Below are 17005 nucleotides of genomic sequence, written 5' to 3'. Positions count from 1 at the left end.
GACGGATCTCCTTCTCTCACGCTTGCAGCTCGAATGGTCGATATGCCGAGTATTCACCTGAGGCACCCCGCCGCGGAAGGGAGGGTTGCCGACCGGCCAGTCAGGGCTTAGTGCCGGTACTCATTACTACCCAAAAACGTAACACTTGCTGCCCGGTGCCGCACGGCCGCCGTCGTCATGTTCCGTAACCGAGCCGCGCCGGGCACGGGGTCCTGGCGCGGCGGCCGGACCGATAAGGTTTGCATGGGGGCGCCGCCCCGACAGCTGGCTTCAGACCGGGGGGTTCCCATCAGCAATCGATCAGCCGCGCGGAGTGGCGGCACTGCCGTGCCCGGCACCCGGATTTTCCGCGCCTGTGCTGCCCTGCTGGCAGCGATGATGATGACAGTGCTGGCCATCGGGCTGCCGGCCGGGGCGGCACACGCTGCTGCGCCGGTTCCGGACGACCGCGGGCCCCTCCTTGGCGCCGTCCTGGAATGGGGCGAAGATACCGCCGCAGGTTTCGCGGACCGGCTGGGTGCACGGCCCGCAGTCCTGGGTCACGACATTGACTTTCCGTACCGGGATGCGGAGCGTAACGACCTCAAGGGCTTCCTGTACCAGGCGTCCGCCCAGGGCGCGCATGCCATGCTCACCGTCCGGCCCACCGTCCCGCTGGACCAGGTGGATTCAGGCTCTGCTGCCGCCTTCGCGGCGGAGGTGCGCACGCTCGCCGGCGGGTTCAAGGGCAAGCTCCTGATCCGGTTCGCCCCCGACATGAATTCCAGCTGGGTGGAGTGGGGCCAGCAACCGGCAGCGTACCGGGAGGCGTTCCGGACGCTCGCCGGCAAATTCCGGGCGTCCGACGGCGGCGCCCTGATGGTGTGGGCCCCTTTCCTTGGCAAGGACTACCCGTTCGAGCGGAGCAGGGCAGCCCCCGGTCCGGGAAGCGACGGGTTCAGCCTGCTGGACAGCAACGGGGACGGCAGTTGGAACGGTGCCGACAGCCCCTACGGGCCGTATTATCCGGGCGATGATTCCGTTGATTGGGTGGGCCTGAGTGCCTACCATGACGACACCTCGGGCGGGGCCGCCGTCAACTCCCTGCCCCGCGCTGGTGAGTTGCGGGAAATGCTGACATCGGCCGGCGGTGAGGACTTCTACGGCACGTATGCAGCCGGCAAGGACAAGCCGTTCCTGCTCCAGACCGCCGCCTTCTACAGCCCGGCGTCGGGAGGTGCCGCAGAGGCCGACATCAAAGTGAACTGGTGGGACCAGGTAGTGGGCACCATGACGTCGGCGGAATTCGCCCGGACCGCCGCCGTTGTGTGGGATGAGCGGACCAGTACCAGGGACACCGGGGTCGCCAGCATTAACTGGCTGCTGACGGGGAAACCGGACATTGCTGCAGCTGCCTCGGAGCGGCTCAAAAAATCCCCTGTGGTGACCGGGCCGGTGACGGAGGTGTCCACGGACGGCAGTTATTCGCATCCCAACACGTTGTCCGGCGTTGCCGCGTGGAGTGTTGGAGCGGCTTTGCTGATCCTCCTTGCCGCGCTGTGGCAGATTCCCGGACGGATCAACAACGCTTCCTCCTGGGCCTATGCCGATCCGTCCAAGCGCGACTCCCGCGTGGATCTGCTGCGCGGCATGGCGATCGTCTTTGTTGTGGTCAACCACCTGGGCATGACATCCCTCTTCCAACTGTTTACCCAGGAAGCGGTGGGATTCGTCTCGGGAGCCGAATTGTTTGTCCTGTTCTCCGGCCTGGTGGTGGGCATGGTCTACGGGCCGCGCGTCAAGGACGACTTCGGCCGCGTGCTGGAGTTGACGTCGCGCCGCGCAGGCAAGCTGTACGTGACGGCACTTGTGGTGCTGATCGGTGTCTTCCTGCTTTCGCTGCTGCCGGTTTTCCGTTCCGAGGTGCTGACCACGTTCGTGGACCAGGGAACGGGTGGAGCCGGCCATGGCGGTGCGGGCCGCACCTACGACCTTTACGCCGGCATGGGCTCCCTGCTGCAGTTCCCCGTACCGCCGGGGATCCTGCCCGCGATCCTGCTGCTGCAGTTCGGGCCGTGGCAGTTCAACGTGATGGGCCTCTACGTGGTGCTGCTGCTCGCCAGCCCCCTGATCCTTGCCGCGCTGGGCCGGGGCAAAGGGCTGTATGTGCTGGGTGCATCGATTGCTGCCTACGCCGCCGGCGCAACCACCCGTTTCCGGCTGCTCCCCTCGCAGTTCGAGGATTCATTCCCCCTGCTGGTGTGGCAGGTGTTGTTTGTGATCGGGCTGGTGGCGGGGTACCACCGGCACCGCATCATTGCCTGGTTCTCGGCCCGGGTTTGGGTGGTGGCTGCCTGTACCGTCCTGGCCGTTGTCTTCGCGTTCCTGTCCTGGGGCAACCCGTACCTGGCCAATGGCTTCGACGTCCGGCTCGCCGTGATCCCGGACGCCACCTACCGCATCATGTACGACCTGTTTTTCGGCCGCACCTACCTGGCACCCGGCAGGTTGCTGAACGTGCTGGTCCTGGTGGTGGCGGCCTACGCGTTCCTGACGGCGTATTGGAAGCCGGTGCAGCGGACACTGGGGTGGTTCCTGATTCCGTTGGGCCAGGCAACCCTGTATGTGTTCATCATGCATGTGGTGCTGATTGCCGTGGTGGCCAACATTCCGGCCCTGCTGCAGGAGAACGTCCTGCTGAATACAGCGGCCTACGCCGTGCTCCTGGGGCTGCTGTGGGTCATGGTCAGGACCAGGTTCCTTTACCGGATCATTCCCACGTAGGCCCGGTCCGCAGGCCGCTGACCGCCTGGGGCAGAATTACCTGATGCAGCAGGTGGTCCTGCCATTTGCCCGCGATCTTGAGGTAGTTGGGAGCCAGCCCGATCTCCTGGAATCCGGTGCGGTCCAGGACGCGACGGGATGCTGCATTGTGGACCAGCGTGGCGGCCTGGACGCGGTGCAGTCCCAGTTCCGCGCCGGCATAACCGAGCGTGTAACGCACACCGGCCGTGGCAATGCCCCGGCCGGTGAGGTCGCGGTCCACCCAGTACCCGAGATTGGCGCTCAGGAACGGCCCCCGGACGATCCCTGTCAGGGTGATGGCGCCGACTATCCGGTCCCCGTGAAGTTCTGAGCCCGGCTGGTCGGTGTCGACCAGGACCCACGGCACCTCGGTTCCCGCGGACAGGTGCGCCCGTTTGGCGTGGATGATGTCCAACTGGTGGGAGGCAGTGAAGAACGGGTCGAGCCGTTCCGGTTCCCAGGGTGCGAGGTGCCCCCGGTTGCGGAGATAGGCAGCTGACATTGCCCCGGCGTCGGTGGCAGCAATCAGCCGGATCCCGACGCCGGGGGCAATCCCAGTCATTGAACCGTCCAGTGGGTGCTCCTAGACCAGGCCCGGGTAGCTGGCCATGATGTAGTCCGTCGCGGCGGGGCCCTTCATGCGCAGGCCGTTCCGGCCAGAGCCCACCCTGGCCTTCATGGCAGTCCAGAAATTGGATTCGGGGCCTGGTGCCTGCTGGTTGATGAAGCACCAGCTGGTGTACAGCCCGTACAGGCGGTCCCGGTCGAGGCTGGTTTCGTTGACTGGGTCGACGTGGGTGGCTTCGTGGAGAAAAAGGTCAAACTGCGAATGTGCCATGATGGCGTCCCTTCGCTCAGTGCGTGGCGCCGCCGTTCGGCTACAGCAGCCATGACCGGCGCCATGCACGGGGCGCCGGAGGGTTGATGCGGGCAACTTCGGTTGTTGCGGCCCTGAGCGGCGCTAATGCTCCATCTACAATGTAGACTTTACCTGTAGACCAGGAATCGGGCAAGCGCCCGGCAATTTGCCGGGAGGCAGCACAGCTCCGGTCCGGAACGGAATCCATGACTTCCCCGAGCGCAACCACCGAAGGCGGCCGGTCCCGCAAGGCAAGGCTGAGCAAAGAGGTGGTGCTCGCCAAGGCCCTTGAACTGGTGGACGCCGACGGCCTCGAATCGCTCACCATGCGGCGCCTGGGACAGGAGCTGGGGCGGGACCCGATGAGCCTTTACCGCTACGCCGAAAACCGGGCCGCACTGCTTGACGGGGTATCGGAACTGGTGCTGAACGAGCTGCCGGTCCATGCCGATGACCCGAACTGGAAAGGCCAGCTGAGGCTGATCGCCCACAGCTTGCGCCTCATTGCGTTGGAGCATCCCAACGTGGTCCCGCTCCTGGTCACGCGGCCTCTGTCCACCCCGCTGGGTCTCCGGCCGTTGGGGACCCTTCGCCCCCTGGAACAGATCCTGGCACTTCTCATTGAGGCCGGGTTCCAGCCACCGGATGCGCTGCACGTGTACCGCGCCTATTACGGCTTCCTGTATGGCCACATCCTCAATGAGCTCCAGGAGTTTGTGGTGGATCCGGAGGAGAATGAGGCCCTCCTGCGGCTGGGCCTGCACCGGCTCCCGGCCAAGGACTTCCCCCGCCTCCGGGCGCTGGCCCCTGCCCTCGCTGACTACGACGGGTACGCCGAACTGGACCAGGGCCTGACCATCCTGCTCTCGGGCCTGGAGTCCCAGCTGTTGAAGCAGGAAGCGGCGCCGACGCCCGTTTAAGGCCCGCCGGTCCTATTCGATGCCGGCAAACAGCAGGTTCAGTTCGTCCGACAGTTCCTTCCGCAGCGCAGGAGTGCCGATTTCCTGGCCATCGATGCGGTTGACCGGGGCGAGCAGGCGCACGCTGGAAATCAACCACACCGCGTCCGCATCCAACAGGTCGCGCGGCTCCAGCGGGCCGTAGCCGAGCTCCCAGCCGGCGGCTTCCGCGGCGATAAAGAGGGCGCCCTGCGAGGTGCCCGGCAGGATGCCGCTGTCCAGTTGAGGTGTGATCAGGCGTTTGACGGTGGTTCCGTCCGCGGACTTTTCCACATGCGCCAACAGCACCGTGGACGTGGGTCCCTCCAGGACGCGACCATCGGAGGAGTGGAAAATAACGTCGTCGGCACCCTGCTTGTGCGCGTGGCGCAGGGCGGCCATGTTGACGGCGTAGGAGAGCGTTTTGGCGCCCAACAGCAGCCAGGGCGCCCTTTCCCCCACTTCACTGTCGTAACCCCTGTCCAGGAGGATCACGTCGATGCCGGTTTCCCGTTGCCGCCGGCCCAGCTCACCTACCGGTGATACCTGGACCCAAGCGGTGGGCGCCACTGCCCCGTCCACACCGCGGGTCACCACCAGCTTGACCGCCAGTTCGTCTGCTGCCGGCGCGGCCGGCGGATGCTGGACGTGATGTTGGCCCAGCCCGGCCGCGATCGCGCGCCGCCACTGGTCCTCGTCCGGCACGTCCAGGTCCAGCGCTTCGGCGGAGCCGGCCAGCCGGTCCAGGTGGGCCTGGATCTTGCGGACCTTGCCATCCACGGCCAGCATGGTCTCGAAGATCCCGTCGCCGCGGGTGGCGCCCTGATCGGTGACCATCAGCTGGGGCTGCGACGCGTCTGCCAGGCGGCCGTCAGGAGCATCAGGGTCGAGAAAAACGAGAACCACGGGCGAAGGAGAGGTCATGGCTCCAGCTTAGTGCGGCGTTGCCCGGATAAGCTGGGCTGACGCCGTGGCCGGAATCCGTCCGCCGGGCGCTCATTCTCCGGGGGTCTGCTCGTGTTGTGGCCGTTTTCGCTTGCCGGTACCGCTCCGGGGTGGGTGGTGACCCTCCTGGCCGTGGCGGACCTTTTGATCAGGGTGCTGGCCATCGGCATCATTCCCGGCAACAGGCGGCCCACCACCGCCATGGCCTGGCTGCTGGGCATCTTCTTTGTGCCGTTCCTCGGCATTGTCCTATTCCTGCTGTTCGGCAATTTCCGGCTCTCCAGCCGCCGCCGCGAACAGCAGCAGCAGGTCAACGACAGGGTCCGGTCCGGGATATCCTCCCTGGCAGCCGCCGAAAGCGAATACCACGGCCCCGAGTGGGTGAAGTCCGCCGGTGAACTGAACCACAGGCTGGGTTCGCTGCCCATGGTGGACGGCAACTCCGTGGAGCTTATCCCCGGCTACCCGGACTCGATCCTGGCCATGACCGAAGCCGTGCGGAAAGCGAGGAAGTTCGTCAACGCCGAGTTCTACATCATGAGTTCGGACCACATCACCAACGACCTCCTCACGGCCCTCGAGGAGGCCGCAGAGCGCGGCGTCGAGGTCAGGGTCCTGTTCGACCACATCGGCACCCTCCGGGTTCCCGGCTACCGCAACCTGCTGAAGCGGCTGAGGGCGGGCAAAATCCAATGGAAGCGGATGCTTCCGTTGCTGCCCATCCACGGCCAGTGGCGCCGGCCGGACCTCCGGAACCACCGCAAGATCATGGTGATCGACGGCGAAATCGCCTTCTCCGGGTCGCAGAACCTGATCGAGCCCTCCTACAACAACGCGCGGCACCGCCGGGCCGGACGCGAGTGGGTGGAGCTGATGGCGTGCCTGCAGGGCCCCATCGTGACCACCCTGAACGTCGTTTTCGCCACGGACTGGCTCAGCGAGACGGACGAGTCGCTGGAGGACCAGCTGCAGTTGCCGGCCAACACCGCACCGGGCAACGTCACGGCACAGGTTGTTCCCAGCGGTCCCGGGTTCATCACCGAGAACAACCTGCGGCTCTTCAACACCCTTATCTACTCGGCCCAGCAGCGGATTTCCATCTGCAGTCCGTACTTTGTTCCCGACGATTCCCTGCTCTATGCCATCACCACCGCAGCGCAGCGGGGCGTGGAGGTGGAACTTTTTGTCTCCGAGAAGGGCGACCAGTTCCTGGTCCATCATGCCCAGCGGTCCTACTATGAGGCGCTGCTGGAGGCAGGAGTGCGCATCTACCTGTACAAGGCGCCTTTTGTCCTGCACGCAAAGCACTTCACGATCGACGACGAAGTGGCGGTGCTGGGCTCCAGCAACATGGACATGAGGTCCTTCTCGCTGAACCTTGAAGTCTCGGTCATGCTGATGGGCGCCGACATCGTCACCAAGATGCGGGCAGTGGAAAACACCTACCGCGGCATTTCCCACGAGCTGAAGCTTGCCGACTGGCTCAACCGGCCGCTGGCCGCCCGCTACGTGGATAACGTGGCCAGGCTGACGGCGACAGTCCAATAGCAGCGGTCCGTCCGCCTAGGGGTCCGGAAAGTGCGCGCCCAGCGTGGACAGGACGCCGTAGGCTTTGGTCCGGATTTCCTGGTACTCGTCCTCAGGATCGGAATCCGACGTGATAGCGCCGCCGATGCCCAGGCCCAGTTCCATGGCGCCGCCGGGGCCGGCGCTGATCACCAGGGTCCGGATGGTCACGGCCAGGTCAGTGGCCCCGTTGAGCGAAAAATAGCCGATGGCGCCGGAGTACAGCCCCCGGGGCCCGGTCTCGAGCCGGTCGAGGATGGCCATGGTACTGATTTTCGGGGCGCCCGTCATGGAACCGGCCGGAAAGCAGGCCGCCACTGCTTCGGCGCGGGAGGAACCGGGCAGCAGCCGGGCGTCGATGGTACTCACCATCTGGTGGACGGTGGCGTAGCTTTCGATGGCGCACAGTCGGCTGACGGTGACGGAACCGGGGACGGCAAAGTGGCTCAGGTCGTTCCGCAAGAGGTCAACAATCATGATGTTTTCCGCCCGGTCCTTGGGCGAGGACGCCAGGTCCGCCTGCAGCGCCCCGTCCTCGGCGGCGTCGGCACCCCGGCGGCGGGTGCCCTTGATCGGTTCGGCGCGCATCCCGCCGTCGGCCGCGATTTTCAGGAAACGCTCGGGCGAGGTGCTGGCCACCGTCAGGCCGCCGAACCGCAGGTAGCTGGCAAACGGTGCCGGGTTGCGGTGCCGCAGGTCCAGGTAGGTGGACCACGGGTCCAGTGTCCCGGCCGGCACCGAGGCTTCCAGCGCCGTGGTCAGGCAGACCTCGTAGGAGTTGCCGTCCGCGATCTGGTCCTTGGCGGCATCGACCTTGCCCCGGTATGCGGCAGCCGAATCGCGGCTCCGGAAGGACGGCGCAGGGCGGCTGCCGGCAGTGGGGCGTCCGACGGCGGTGCTGCCGCCGTCCGCCGCCGGCACGGCAGCCACGGTGGTCCTTGCCGTGTGCAGCCAGTCCCGGGCGTCCGGGGCCTCCAGTGCCAGCAGCCAGACCGTGCCTTCTTCGTGGTCAATGACCACTGCGCGACCGGCAAAAATCAGGGCAGCATCGGGGGTGGCCGCGGACAGGTCTGAACCGCCGGTTTCGCGTTTCAGCTCAAAGCCCAGGCAGCCCAGCCAGCCCAGGGCAAACTGGGCCGGATAGCCGTCCGGTGTCCGTACCGCCCGGCGCCCCCACACGGTGTGCAGCCAGCGGAAAAACGGCCCGGGTACGGTGGCTGCCGCTGAGCCGGTGCTGATCAGGCTGGTGCCGGATTGGTGCGTGACGAATTGGCCGAACGTCCCGCCGTCGTCCGCCATGATGCTGAAGCGGTTGCGTTCCGGAACAGCGGCGGCTGAATTCGAGGAGTCGAGCCAAACAGCGTTGGGTGATTCGGAATACAGGGCGCGGAAAAGGGCGGGCGCGTCCGGCAGGCCCTCAAGCCGTTCCGTGAGCAGCTGCAGGCCCCGCCGCGCCGAAAGTTCGGGGGCCAGCACCGGGGCAAGGGCTGGGAGGTAGGGCAGGAGCTGCAGCACGTGCTCCGGGGCCGACGTGCCTGCGGAATTGTTGACCCGAATGCCCGCCTGGTGCGGCGCATCGTCCGTGGCAAGCCACTCTTCCTCCTGGGCAGCCCACTGGTCCCAGAAGGGTTCATACGTGGCGCCATCGCGGTCCATGGCGCGGGATTTGCGAAGCCCGGGAGGTGCTTCCGCCCAGATGGCGGCGCTCAGGAAGGGCCGGGCAGCGGCAGCTGCCGCACCTACCCCTTCCACAATCACGATTTCCGCCGGAAGCGTTACCTGGGTTCCGCCGTCGTAATGGTTTTCCCAGTCCCAGCTGGTCCACGTTGCTGCCTCGCCGCGGGCCAGGGGAGTGAGCACTGTGGCCACGTACCGTTCGATTCCCGCCGCGAGCCCGTTCCACCCTGGGTATATGTCCTCCAGGTGGAACAGGGAAACCCTGTGGTGGGCCCGCAGCCTGGCCGCCAGTTCCACGGCCAGCGTTGTCTTCCCTGCGCCGGAGCGCCCGTCGATGGCGATGATGACGGGGGCTGGGCTCATGGACTGAAGCGTACCGCTAACCCTGGCGGGCTTTCATCCGGGGGTTCTTTTTATTGATCACAAACGTCCTGCCGCGGCGCCGGACAATCTGGGCGCCCGGGATCTTCTTCAAAGCCCGCAGCGAATTCCGTACTTTCATGGTGTTCTCCTTGTTCCGTTGGGTGGGTGGCGTTGGGGGCGACGCTGCCGGCGCCTTACGTGGCCGGCGTCAGCCCGAATGGGTCCGGCAGGCGGTGCCCTGCTGCCAGTTCCCTGTCGGTGAGCTCGCAGTCCTTCAGGAGCCGCGAGATTTCGGCGGGGTCCAGGTCCTCGCCTGTCGCGGCGATGAACGAGTCCGGCGCTGTGGCCGGGACGCCCGCAGCCGCTCCGGGGCTGTCCGAGGGCCAGGCGCCGGCGTTTTCCAGCCAGACCCGGGGTCCGATGCCCTGGAGGGTGATCCGGCAGCCCGGCGCCGATGCCACGTTGAACTGGCCCCGGAGGACGCAGCAGCCCGCCGCCAGGGTTCCCAGGGCCAGGCGGAACCTGCCCGGATGCAGTTCCCTGTCCAGGCGGTGGACGACAGTGGTGAACGGGGACGCGGCGCCAGGCCGGGCCCGCCCGGCCTGTGCCGGGGCGGTGCCCGGTTCGCACCGGGCCGCGGACGCCCCGTAGTGGAACCGGCCATGCCTTAGGTCCGCGCCGGCCGCCGCGATGTGTGCGTGCGGCGCCAGCGCCTGGACCAGGTGCAGGCCGCGCTCCTGGCCGGCCGGATGTGCGGGCATGATGTCCGGCTGGGCAGGGAGGATGGTGTCGGCAAAGTCCAGTTCCCCCACCATAAACTCGCCGGGTGTGCGTTCATCTCCCGGCGCGGGGGTGAAGCCCGATTCGAAGAGCGTGTGGGCATCCCAGAGGTGGTCCTCCATGGCATCCGGAGCGCAGGCCAGAATGACGGACCCCACCAGGGCAGGCTGGCCCAGGCCCCGGTTAAGGGCGGCGATTGCAGTCGCTGCCGGCAGGGCCGGGGGCAGCCCGATGATGATGGGCCGTGCGTTGGCGGCAAGCAGTTCCTCCACCGCGGGTACCAGGTCCAGCCGCACGGCGCAGCTGAGGCAACTGTGTTCCAGTATGGTTTCCGTGCGGTCCTGGCGCCCTGCGGCGTCGACGGTCCTGCGGATCACCAGGCCCTCGTCCAGCAGGTCCTGGACCACCACCACGCTGCCGGGATGTGCTGCTGCCGCGGCCTCGCATGCCTGCTGCCGGCAGAGGGCGTCGAGAGAGCTGATGACGAGAATGTCCATGCCCACAGTTTAGATGAGAATCATTCTCATTTGCAAATACGAAGGGGGAGGGGAGTCCCCTCAGTGGTTGCTGAGCTGCGGGTCCCTAGCCACGGCGTTTTTGAGGTGCCTCAGGAGTCCCGGAAGGGCTGTGTGGATCTGATGCCACACCGCATCAAAATCCGCGCGACCGCCGTACCAGGGGTCCTCGATGCCCTGGTCCAGCAGGTCGTGTCCCGCCATTGCGGGATCGAAGCTCCGGAGCATCCGGATCTTCCGCAACGCATCACCGTCCGGGGCGGCCTCGCTCAGCCAGGCGTAGTGGTCGATGTCCAGCGCCAGGATGAGATCGCGTTCGCGGAACCATGCCTGGTCCCACGCGCGGGCAACGTGCTGGCCTGAGCTGAGTTGGGTATCCGCCAGGCGGCGGGCGGCGCGGGGGTCGATGGGCCGGCCGGCTTCGTAGCCGGTGGTTCCCGCGGAATCCACCTCCACCAGCCCCTCGAGCCCTTCGCGTTCCAACGCTGCGCCCAGCATGATCTGGGCCATGGGCGACCGGCAGATATTGCCAGTGCAGACGGCGATGACGCGGTATGGGCTCGACGGTGAGTTCATTGCTCTAGCATGCGCGCTGGCACGCCAGTTGGCCAGAGGTGCGTTCATAAAGGTTTACGGGCTTGTAAACTCCTGTGAATTTCCGTCATATCCGTCGTTGCGGGCAACGCGGACAGTGCGGGCGCGAAGGTCAGTGGATCAGGGCCAGCAGGATTCCCACGGCAATGAACAGGGTGCCAAAGACCTTGCTCAGCACCAACTGGCCCCGCGGCGTTTGGGTGAACCGCTGGAAAGACCGTGCGGCGGCCGCAAAGAAGAACCACATCACCAGGATGTCGATGACCACCACGGTGGCCGTCAGGACCGCGTACTGCACAAGCAGGGGTTCGTCCGTGCGGATGAACTGGGGCATAAACGCGAGGAAAAAGACGATGGCCTTGGGGTTCAACAGGTTGACCCAGAGGCCGCGGCGGAAAATCGACCACGCCGGCTCGTTGCGCAGCGCGGCCGCCTCCTGCTTTGCAGGGTCCGGCTTGCTGAGGAACTGCCGGATCCCCAGGTACACCAGATATGCGGCACCGGCGTAGCGGATCACGTTGAAGGCGACGGGCGAACTGGAGACCAGGACCCCCACTCCCAGCGCAACAATCGCCACGTGGATCACCAGTGCCAGCTGCTGTCCCAGGATGCCCCAGATTGATCGCACAAAGCCGGCGCTCAGGGAATTGCTCATCGTATTGATGGCGCCTGCTCCCGGCGTGAAGCTGATCAGGACGCCGGCGCCGGCCAGGGCCAGCCAAAGGGAGAATTGCACCAGACAATACTAGTGCCCCCAGGGCGCCGCTGCTGAGGCGGGTGGGGGCTTGGGGCCGGATCAGGCCCGGGCGATGACCTCGCCGTTGGGGATCAGGAACCAGCCGTCGTCGGTGGAACCCCAGCGGTGCCAGCCGGCGGAGATCCGGGCCAGGTCGGCGGGGTTGGCGAAGTCGTACTCCAGGGCCTGCTCAGCGAAGGCCGAATGCAGGACGCGTTCGCCCCAGACCCGCGCCTGCCACCGGCGCTGCTGCCCGGTGGCGTACAGCCAGTTGCTGCTGGTGGGTGCAACGTCGGTGAACCCGGCGGACTGCGCCCACGAGACCAGGCGCCGGCCGGCATCGGGCTCGGCGCCGTTGCGCCGGGCGATGCGCTGGTACAGCTCCATCCATTCGTCCAGTTCGGGGATGGCGGGGTACCAGCTCATGCCGTGGAAGTCGGCGTCGCGCACAGCGACGATGCCGCCGGGCTTGGCCACGCGGCGCATTTCCCGCAGTGCTTCGACCGGGTCCGTCAGGTGCTGCAGGACCTGGTGCGCGTGGACGACGTCGAACACGCCATCCTCGAACTCGAGGTCGTAGATATTACCGGCCACAAAATCCACGTTCTCCACGCCGCGCTCCACGGCCAGGGACTGCGCCTGGCGGATGATGTCCGGCGAGCGGTCCAGCCCCGTCACTGCGCCCGGAGCCACCAGGGCGGCGAAGTCGCAGGTGATGCTGCCCGGCCCGCAGCCCACGTCCAGCAGCGTGGTCCCCGGCGGAAGGTGGGGCAGGACAAACGCCGCGGAATTCTCGGCCGTCCTGGCGGCGTGGGCGCGGACCACCGATTCGTGGTGGCCATGCGAGTAGATATCTTCCTGGGGCTGTTCCGCACTCATAGCCAAACGCTACCCCCAGGGGCAGGGATCCGTGCCGCAAACGTGCCGGTGCAAGGGTCCGCGGCTCAGCCAGGCCGGCGGGCGTCGGCGGAATGCACTTCCCGGGCCGAGATGGTGGCCTCCACCATGGCCGTCATGAACCGGGTCACGGTGTCCAGTTCGGCTGGCGAAAACCCTGCCATGGCGCCGTTCATAAAGCGGGACAGGGGCGCGAAGATGGCCCCGCCGTCCTCGAAGGCCTTGGGGGTCATTTTGAGTTGAACCTGCCGGCGGTCCGCGCTGTGCCGCTCCCGGACCACGTGGCCGGAGTGGTCCAGCCGGTCGATCAGGGCGGTGGTGGCCGGTGAGCTCAGGTGCAGCTCCTTCCGCAGCAGCCCGGGCGTGACGGTATTGCCCTTCGCGGTGTGGCGCATGATCACCGCCAGCGCGTTCAGGTCCGTGCGGTGCATGTCCTGGCGTCCGCCGGCAGCATCCACGTACCGGTTGGCTTCAAGGGTGAACTCCTGCAGGAGCCGGATCAGCGGGTGCGGTCCGCCGCCCTGGCCCTGGCCCGAGCCGGAGGCAGGGCCGGGCAGTGGCGCAGGGTCTGCGGAGGGAGTGTTGCCGTCCATGTCCACCATCTCCTTTCCGGTGTCGGATTGCGCCAGCCATACTGACGGATATTACTTCACCAAGCCGGGAGCCCCGCTCACGTGCAGAAAAGCTTGACTGGCACTTATCTCCATCATGGAGATAGTCTATTCTGGAATCAATAGTACGCCCAAGCCCGGAAGGCATCATGAAAAATCACATCCCAGGAACGGAACGCGTCCCGTTCTGGCTTCGCTGGCTGGTCCCCGTCCTCCTGGTGCTGACCTGGCTCGCGGTGGCCGGCGTCGGCGGGCCCACGTTCGGCCGGCTGGATGAGGTCTCCTCCAATGACCAGGCCTCTTTCCTCCCCGCCAGCGCCGAGGCCACCGCCGCCCAGGAGTGGCAGTCAAAATTCCGGGACTCGGATGAGGTCCCCGGCATCATCGTGATCGAAAACGCAGATCCCATGACCCCGGCCCAGCTGGGTGAAATGGCGGAACTGAAGACCCGGCTGGCTGAGCTCAAGCTGGGCAGCGCCGTCATCGGCCCGATCCCCTCCGAAGACGGCCGGGCGGTGCAGTTTGTGGCACCCATCGATTCCTCCGGTGAGCTCAAGGAGGCAGTGAAGGAGCTCCGGGACACCGTGGCTGAAGCCGCCCCGGACGGCATGCAGACCTACGTCACGGGCCCGGCAGGCCTGGCGGCGGACCTCACCGCCGCCTTCGCCGGAATTGACGGCATCCTCCTGCTGGTGGCCCTGGGCGCCGTGTTTGTGATCCTCCTGATCGTCTACCGGTCCCTGCTGCTGCCCATCGTGGTGCTGCTGACCTCGGTCTTCGCATTGTGCGCCGCCATCCTGCTGGTCTTCGGCATGGCAAAGGCCGGTTGGATCCAGCTGAACGGGCAAAGCCAGGGCATCCTGTCCATCCTGGTCATCGGCGCCGCCACGGACTACGCGCTGCTGTTTGTGGCGCGGTTCCGTGAGGCGCTGACCCACACCACCAACCGGACGGCGGCAGTCCTCAAGGCCTGGAAGGCATCCTTCGAGCCCATCCTCGCCTCCGGCGCCACGGTGATCATTGCCCTGCTGTGCCTGTTGTTCTCGGACCTGAACTCCAACAAGGCGCTGGGTCCCGTGGCCGCAGCCGGCATCCTCTGCTCGCTCTTTGCGGCGCTCACCCTGCTGCCGGCGCTGATGGCGCTGTTTGGCCGGGCCGCCTTCTGGCCCTTCCGCCCCAAGCTGGTCCCCGCAGGAGAGCGCGAGCCGGAGCTTGTGACCGGATTGGAAGGCCAAAAGGGCCTCTGGCGCGCCACAGGCTCCCTGGTTTCCCGGCGGCCACGCATCATCTGGGTAGGTTCGGTGCTCCTGCTGGTGCTGGCCGCAGGTGGCCTGCTGCAGCTCAAGGCCAACGGCGTGCCGCAAACGGACGTTATCCTCACCGCATCCAATGCCGTTGACGGCCAGGACGCGCTGGCTCGGCACTTCGACGCAGGCAGCGGCAGCCCCGCCGTCGTGGTGGCGGACGAAAGCAAGGCCGCGGACGTCCTCGACACCGTAAAATCGGCCGACGGCGTAGGGGAGGCCTATCTGCTGGCTCCCGGCAGTGTGCCCATCACCGGCGCCCCGGGGACTCCCGCGGACCCGGACGTCCGCGACGGCAAGGTGCTGATCAACGCAACGCTGAACTCCGCGGCGGACTCGCTGGAGGCAGAGGAAGCAGTCAAGGAGCTCCGCACCGATGTCAGGGACGTGGACCCGGGTGCGCTGGTGGGTGGTGTCACGGCCACTGCACTGGACACCAACACCACCGCCCAGCGCGACCTGGTGATCATCATCCCCGTGGTCCTGGTGGTGATCCTCTTCATTCTGATGCTGCTGCTGCGATCCGTGGTGGCGCCGGTCCTGCTGGTGCTTTCGGTGGTGCTGTCCTACGCCGCGGCCATGGGCGTTTCGGCGCTTGTTTTCAACAACATCTTCGGGTTCTCCGGAGCCGACGCCACCGTGCCGCTGTTCGGCTTTGTGTTCCTGGTGGCCCTGGGTGTTGACTACAACATCTTCCTGATGAGCCGGGTCCGCGAGGAGTCCCTCAAGCACGGCACCCGTCCGGGAATCCTGCGTGGCCTGGGCGTCACCGGCGGCGTCATCACATCCGCGGGTGTGGTCCTGGCCGCAACGTTTGCGGCTCTGGGTGTCATTCCCATCATGTTCCTGGTGCAGCTTGCCTTCATCGTGGCATTCGGTGTCCTGCTGGACACGGTGCTGGTGCGCTCGCTGCTGGTCCCGGCCCTGGCCTACGACCTTGGCGCAAAGATCTGGTGGCCCAGCAAGCTGGGCCGCGGCCTTCCCGCCGGCCCCGCCCAGCAGGCCCAGCACATTCCGAAGCATTCCGCTGAGGAGGAGCCCGCCGCCGAGGCGGCCCGCTGAGTTCCCGGGCTTCGTTCCAAAAGTTGCTGCCGCCACCGGTCACCGGTGGCGGCAGCGTCGTTTCCCGCGCGAGCCCGGGCTGGCCTGAAGGCGACCCGTTTACCGGCCGGCGTCGGCCCCAACCGTGACGGCGGCCCGGCCGGCTGTTCCGTCGGCGCTGCTGTCCTGCCGGTCCGGATCGCCGGCGCGTGCGCGGCTGATGGCCGCGAACGCCGCCAGGATCGTGACGATCCCGCCGTAGAGGTAGGTGGTGGTGGGCAGTGACAGGACGGGTGCCAGCAGGCCGGCCAGGACGGCGGGAATGCCGAACGCCGTGTAGGCCACCACAAACAGGGACGCGAACGTGCCGGCCCGTTCGTGGTCCTCCACCAGCGGGCTGATGGAACGGATGACGCCCATAAAGGCCGTGCCGAAGCCCGCGCCGGCCACCACAACGGTGGCGAGGAAGATAGGAAACGAGTTCAAGCCCAGGGCAACCATGCTCAGGGCAGTGCCTGCCGCCAAAGCCGTGGTGCCGAAAATGGTGATGGTGCGTGCGGGGAAATGGTGCAGGACGGCCGCTGCGATGGAGCCGGTGCCGGCGAGGGTGGTGATAACAATGCCCTGCCACACGTGTTCCTGGATCCCGAAGGTGGTGTGCACAATCGCGGCGCCCAGCGAGAGGTAGAGTCCGCCGGTGGCCCAGCCGGCGAAGACGGCGGGAGTGCCGCTGACAAAGGCGCCCCGGGCTGCGGCCGGAATGGTGATGTGCGGCCTGAGCGAGGCTGCCCAGCCGGATGTACGCGGCGAGGTCTCCGGGACTGCCCAGACCAGGGCTGCAAACACAACGTAGAGGCCTGACAGCGAAATGAACACCAGGGCACGGGGTTCGGCCAGCAGGTCCAGGAGCAGACCCGATGCGAGGGCGCCCAGGGCGAGGCCGCCCAGGGGCGCCACCGTGTTCCACGCTGCACCGGCGCCGGGTTTGTCCTCCGGCTCCAGGTCGGCAATGGCCGCCGAGAGGGTGGTCAGCAGCACCCCGCTGGCGATGCCCTGCAGCACCCTCGCCACCAGCAGCATGGCCAGCGAATCCGCCAGGAGGAATGCGGTGACACTGGCAGCCAGCAGGATGAAGGCAACACTGATGACCGGGCGCCGGCCCAGGTGGTCCGAGATGGACCCAAACACCAGCAGGGCGGCCAGCAGGGCAACGGCATACACGGCGAAAACGCCTGTGGTGGCAACCGGCAGCAGGTGCAGCTGCTCCTGGAGCGTGGGGTAGAACGGCGAGGGTGCACTGGCGCCCGCCATCATGGCTGCCGTGGCAGCGGCGACCAGGCCGAAGCCCAGCCGCCTGCGTGCCTGGGGACGACCGTTTCCGGGGACGGGACTCAC

The 17005-nt window shown here is 66.8% G+C and carries 15 protein-coding genes and 1 riboswitch; of the genes, 4 read left to right on the top strand and 11 right to left on the bottom strand.

Annotation, left to right across the window (positions count from 1 at the left end; translation table 11 throughout):
• Positions 1-13 precede the first annotated feature (13 nt).
• Positions 14-128, bottom strand: a riboswitch (SAM riboswitch).
• A gap of 247 nt (positions 129-375) precedes the next feature.
• Positions 376-2763, top strand: a complete 2388-nt coding sequence (opgC, locus tag QRN07_RS05435; protein ID WP_285240605.1) for an OpgC domain-containing protein — start codon at positions 376-378, stop codon at positions 2761-2763.
• On the opposite strand, the gene QRN07_RS05430 is transcribed toward opgC, so the two are convergent.
• Both QRN07_RS05430 and QRN07_RS05425 read right to left on the bottom strand, forming a co-directional pair.
• Entirely contained in the window at positions 2750-3346 is a 597-nt protein-coding gene (locus QRN07_RS05430) for a GNAT family N-acetyltransferase (protein ID WP_285240554.1), read from the bottom strand. The two genes, opgC and QRN07_RS05430, sit on opposite strands and share 14 nt — an antisense overlap.
• Positions 3347-3367: 21 nt before the next feature.
• Positions 3368-3622: a hypothetical protein gene (locus QRN07_RS05425; RefSeq protein ID WP_285240553.1), complete on the bottom strand. Its 255-nt coding sequence runs from the start codon at positions 3620-3622 to the stop codon at positions 3368-3370.
• 227 nt (positions 3623-3849) lie between these two features.
• Between QRN07_RS05425 and QRN07_RS05420 the strand changes: the two genes are divergently transcribed.
• Positions 3850-4563, top strand: coding sequence for a TetR/AcrR family transcriptional regulator C-terminal domain-containing protein (locus QRN07_RS05420; protein ID WP_050686299.1), 714 nt, complete (start codon positions 3850-3852; stop codon positions 4561-4563).
• Positions 4564-4575: 12 nt separating this feature from the next.
• On the opposite strand, the gene QRN07_RS05415 is transcribed toward QRN07_RS05420, so the two are convergent.
• A complete protein-coding gene (locus QRN07_RS05415) occupies positions 4576-5505 on the bottom strand; it encodes an aminodeoxychorismate lyase (protein ID WP_285240552.1) in 930 nt (309 codons plus the stop codon).
• Between the two features lie 96 nt (positions 5506-5601).
• Here QRN07_RS05415 and cls point away from each other — a divergent pair, with 96 nt between their 5' ends.
• Positions 5602-7074 (top strand): cardiolipin synthase, encoded by a 1473-nt coding sequence (gene cls / locus QRN07_RS05410; protein ID WP_285240604.1) that lies wholly within the window; start codon positions 5602-5604, stop codon positions 7072-7074.
• A 15-nt stretch (positions 7075-7089) separates the two neighbouring features.
• On the opposite strand, the gene QRN07_RS05405 is transcribed toward cls, so the two are convergent.
• The 7 genes from QRN07_RS05405 to QRN07_RS05375 all read right to left on the bottom strand — a co-directional run bounded on the left by QRN07_RS05405 (position 7090) and on the right by QRN07_RS05375 (position 13247).
• The gene (locus tag QRN07_RS05405) at positions 7090-9132 is read right to left on the bottom strand and encodes a chorismate-binding protein (protein WP_285240551.1); all 2043 of its coding nucleotides are present in this window, start codon (positions 9130-9132) and stop codon (positions 7090-7092) included.
• Between the two features lie 16 nt (positions 9133-9148).
• Positions 9149-9271, bottom strand: coding sequence for a type B 50S ribosomal protein L36 (gene ykgO / locus QRN07_RS05400; RefSeq protein ID WP_011693081.1), 123 nt, complete (start codon positions 9269-9271; stop codon positions 9149-9151).
• A gap of 55 nt (positions 9272-9326) precedes the next feature.
• Positions 9327-10409, bottom strand: a complete 1083-nt coding sequence (locus tag QRN07_RS05395) for a GTP-binding protein (protein ID WP_285240550.1) — start codon at positions 10407-10409, stop codon at positions 9327-9329.
• Between the two features lie 60 nt (positions 10410-10469).
• Positions 10470-11003 carry a low molecular weight protein-tyrosine-phosphatase gene (locus QRN07_RS05390; protein ID WP_050686304.1) on the bottom strand — a complete coding sequence of 178 codons (534 nt, stop codon included), beginning with the start codon at positions 11001-11003 and terminating at the stop codon, positions 10470-10472.
• Between the two features lie 130 nt (positions 11004-11133).
• The gene (locus tag QRN07_RS05385; protein ID WP_050686305.1) at positions 11134-11757 is read right to left on the bottom strand and encodes a LysE family transporter; all 624 of its coding nucleotides are present in this window, start codon (positions 11755-11757) and stop codon (positions 11134-11136) included.
• A gap of 60 nt (positions 11758-11817) precedes the next feature.
• Positions 11818-12636, bottom strand: a complete 819-nt coding sequence (locus QRN07_RS05380) for a methyltransferase domain-containing protein (protein WP_056595666.1) — start codon at positions 12634-12636, stop codon at positions 11818-11820.
• A gap of 65 nt (positions 12637-12701) precedes the next feature.
• A complete protein-coding gene (locus tag QRN07_RS05375) occupies positions 12702-13247 on the bottom strand; it encodes a MarR family winged helix-turn-helix transcriptional regulator (protein WP_050686418.1) in 546 nt (181 codons plus the stop codon).
• A gap of 167 nt (positions 13248-13414) precedes the next feature.
• Here QRN07_RS05375 and QRN07_RS05370 point away from each other — a divergent pair, with 167 nt between their 5' ends.
• Positions 13415-15631 (top strand): MMPL family transporter, encoded by a 2217-nt coding sequence (locus QRN07_RS05370; protein ID WP_056595663.1) that lies wholly within the window; start codon positions 13415-13417, stop codon positions 15629-15631.
• A gap of 99 nt (positions 15632-15730) precedes the next feature.
• On the opposite strand, the gene QRN07_RS05365 is transcribed toward QRN07_RS05370, so the two are convergent.
• Complete coding sequence (locus tag QRN07_RS05365) at positions 15731-17005, bottom strand: MFS transporter (protein WP_050686309.1); 1275 nt, start codon at positions 17003-17005, stop codon at positions 15731-15733.

Origin of the sequence: Pseudarthrobacter sp. MEB009, assembly GCF_030208875.1 — a bacterium.
Classification (GTDB): Bacteria; Actinomycetota; Actinomycetes; order Actinomycetales; family Micrococcaceae; genus Arthrobacter.
This window is presented reverse-complemented; position numbering and strand designations above follow the sequence as displayed.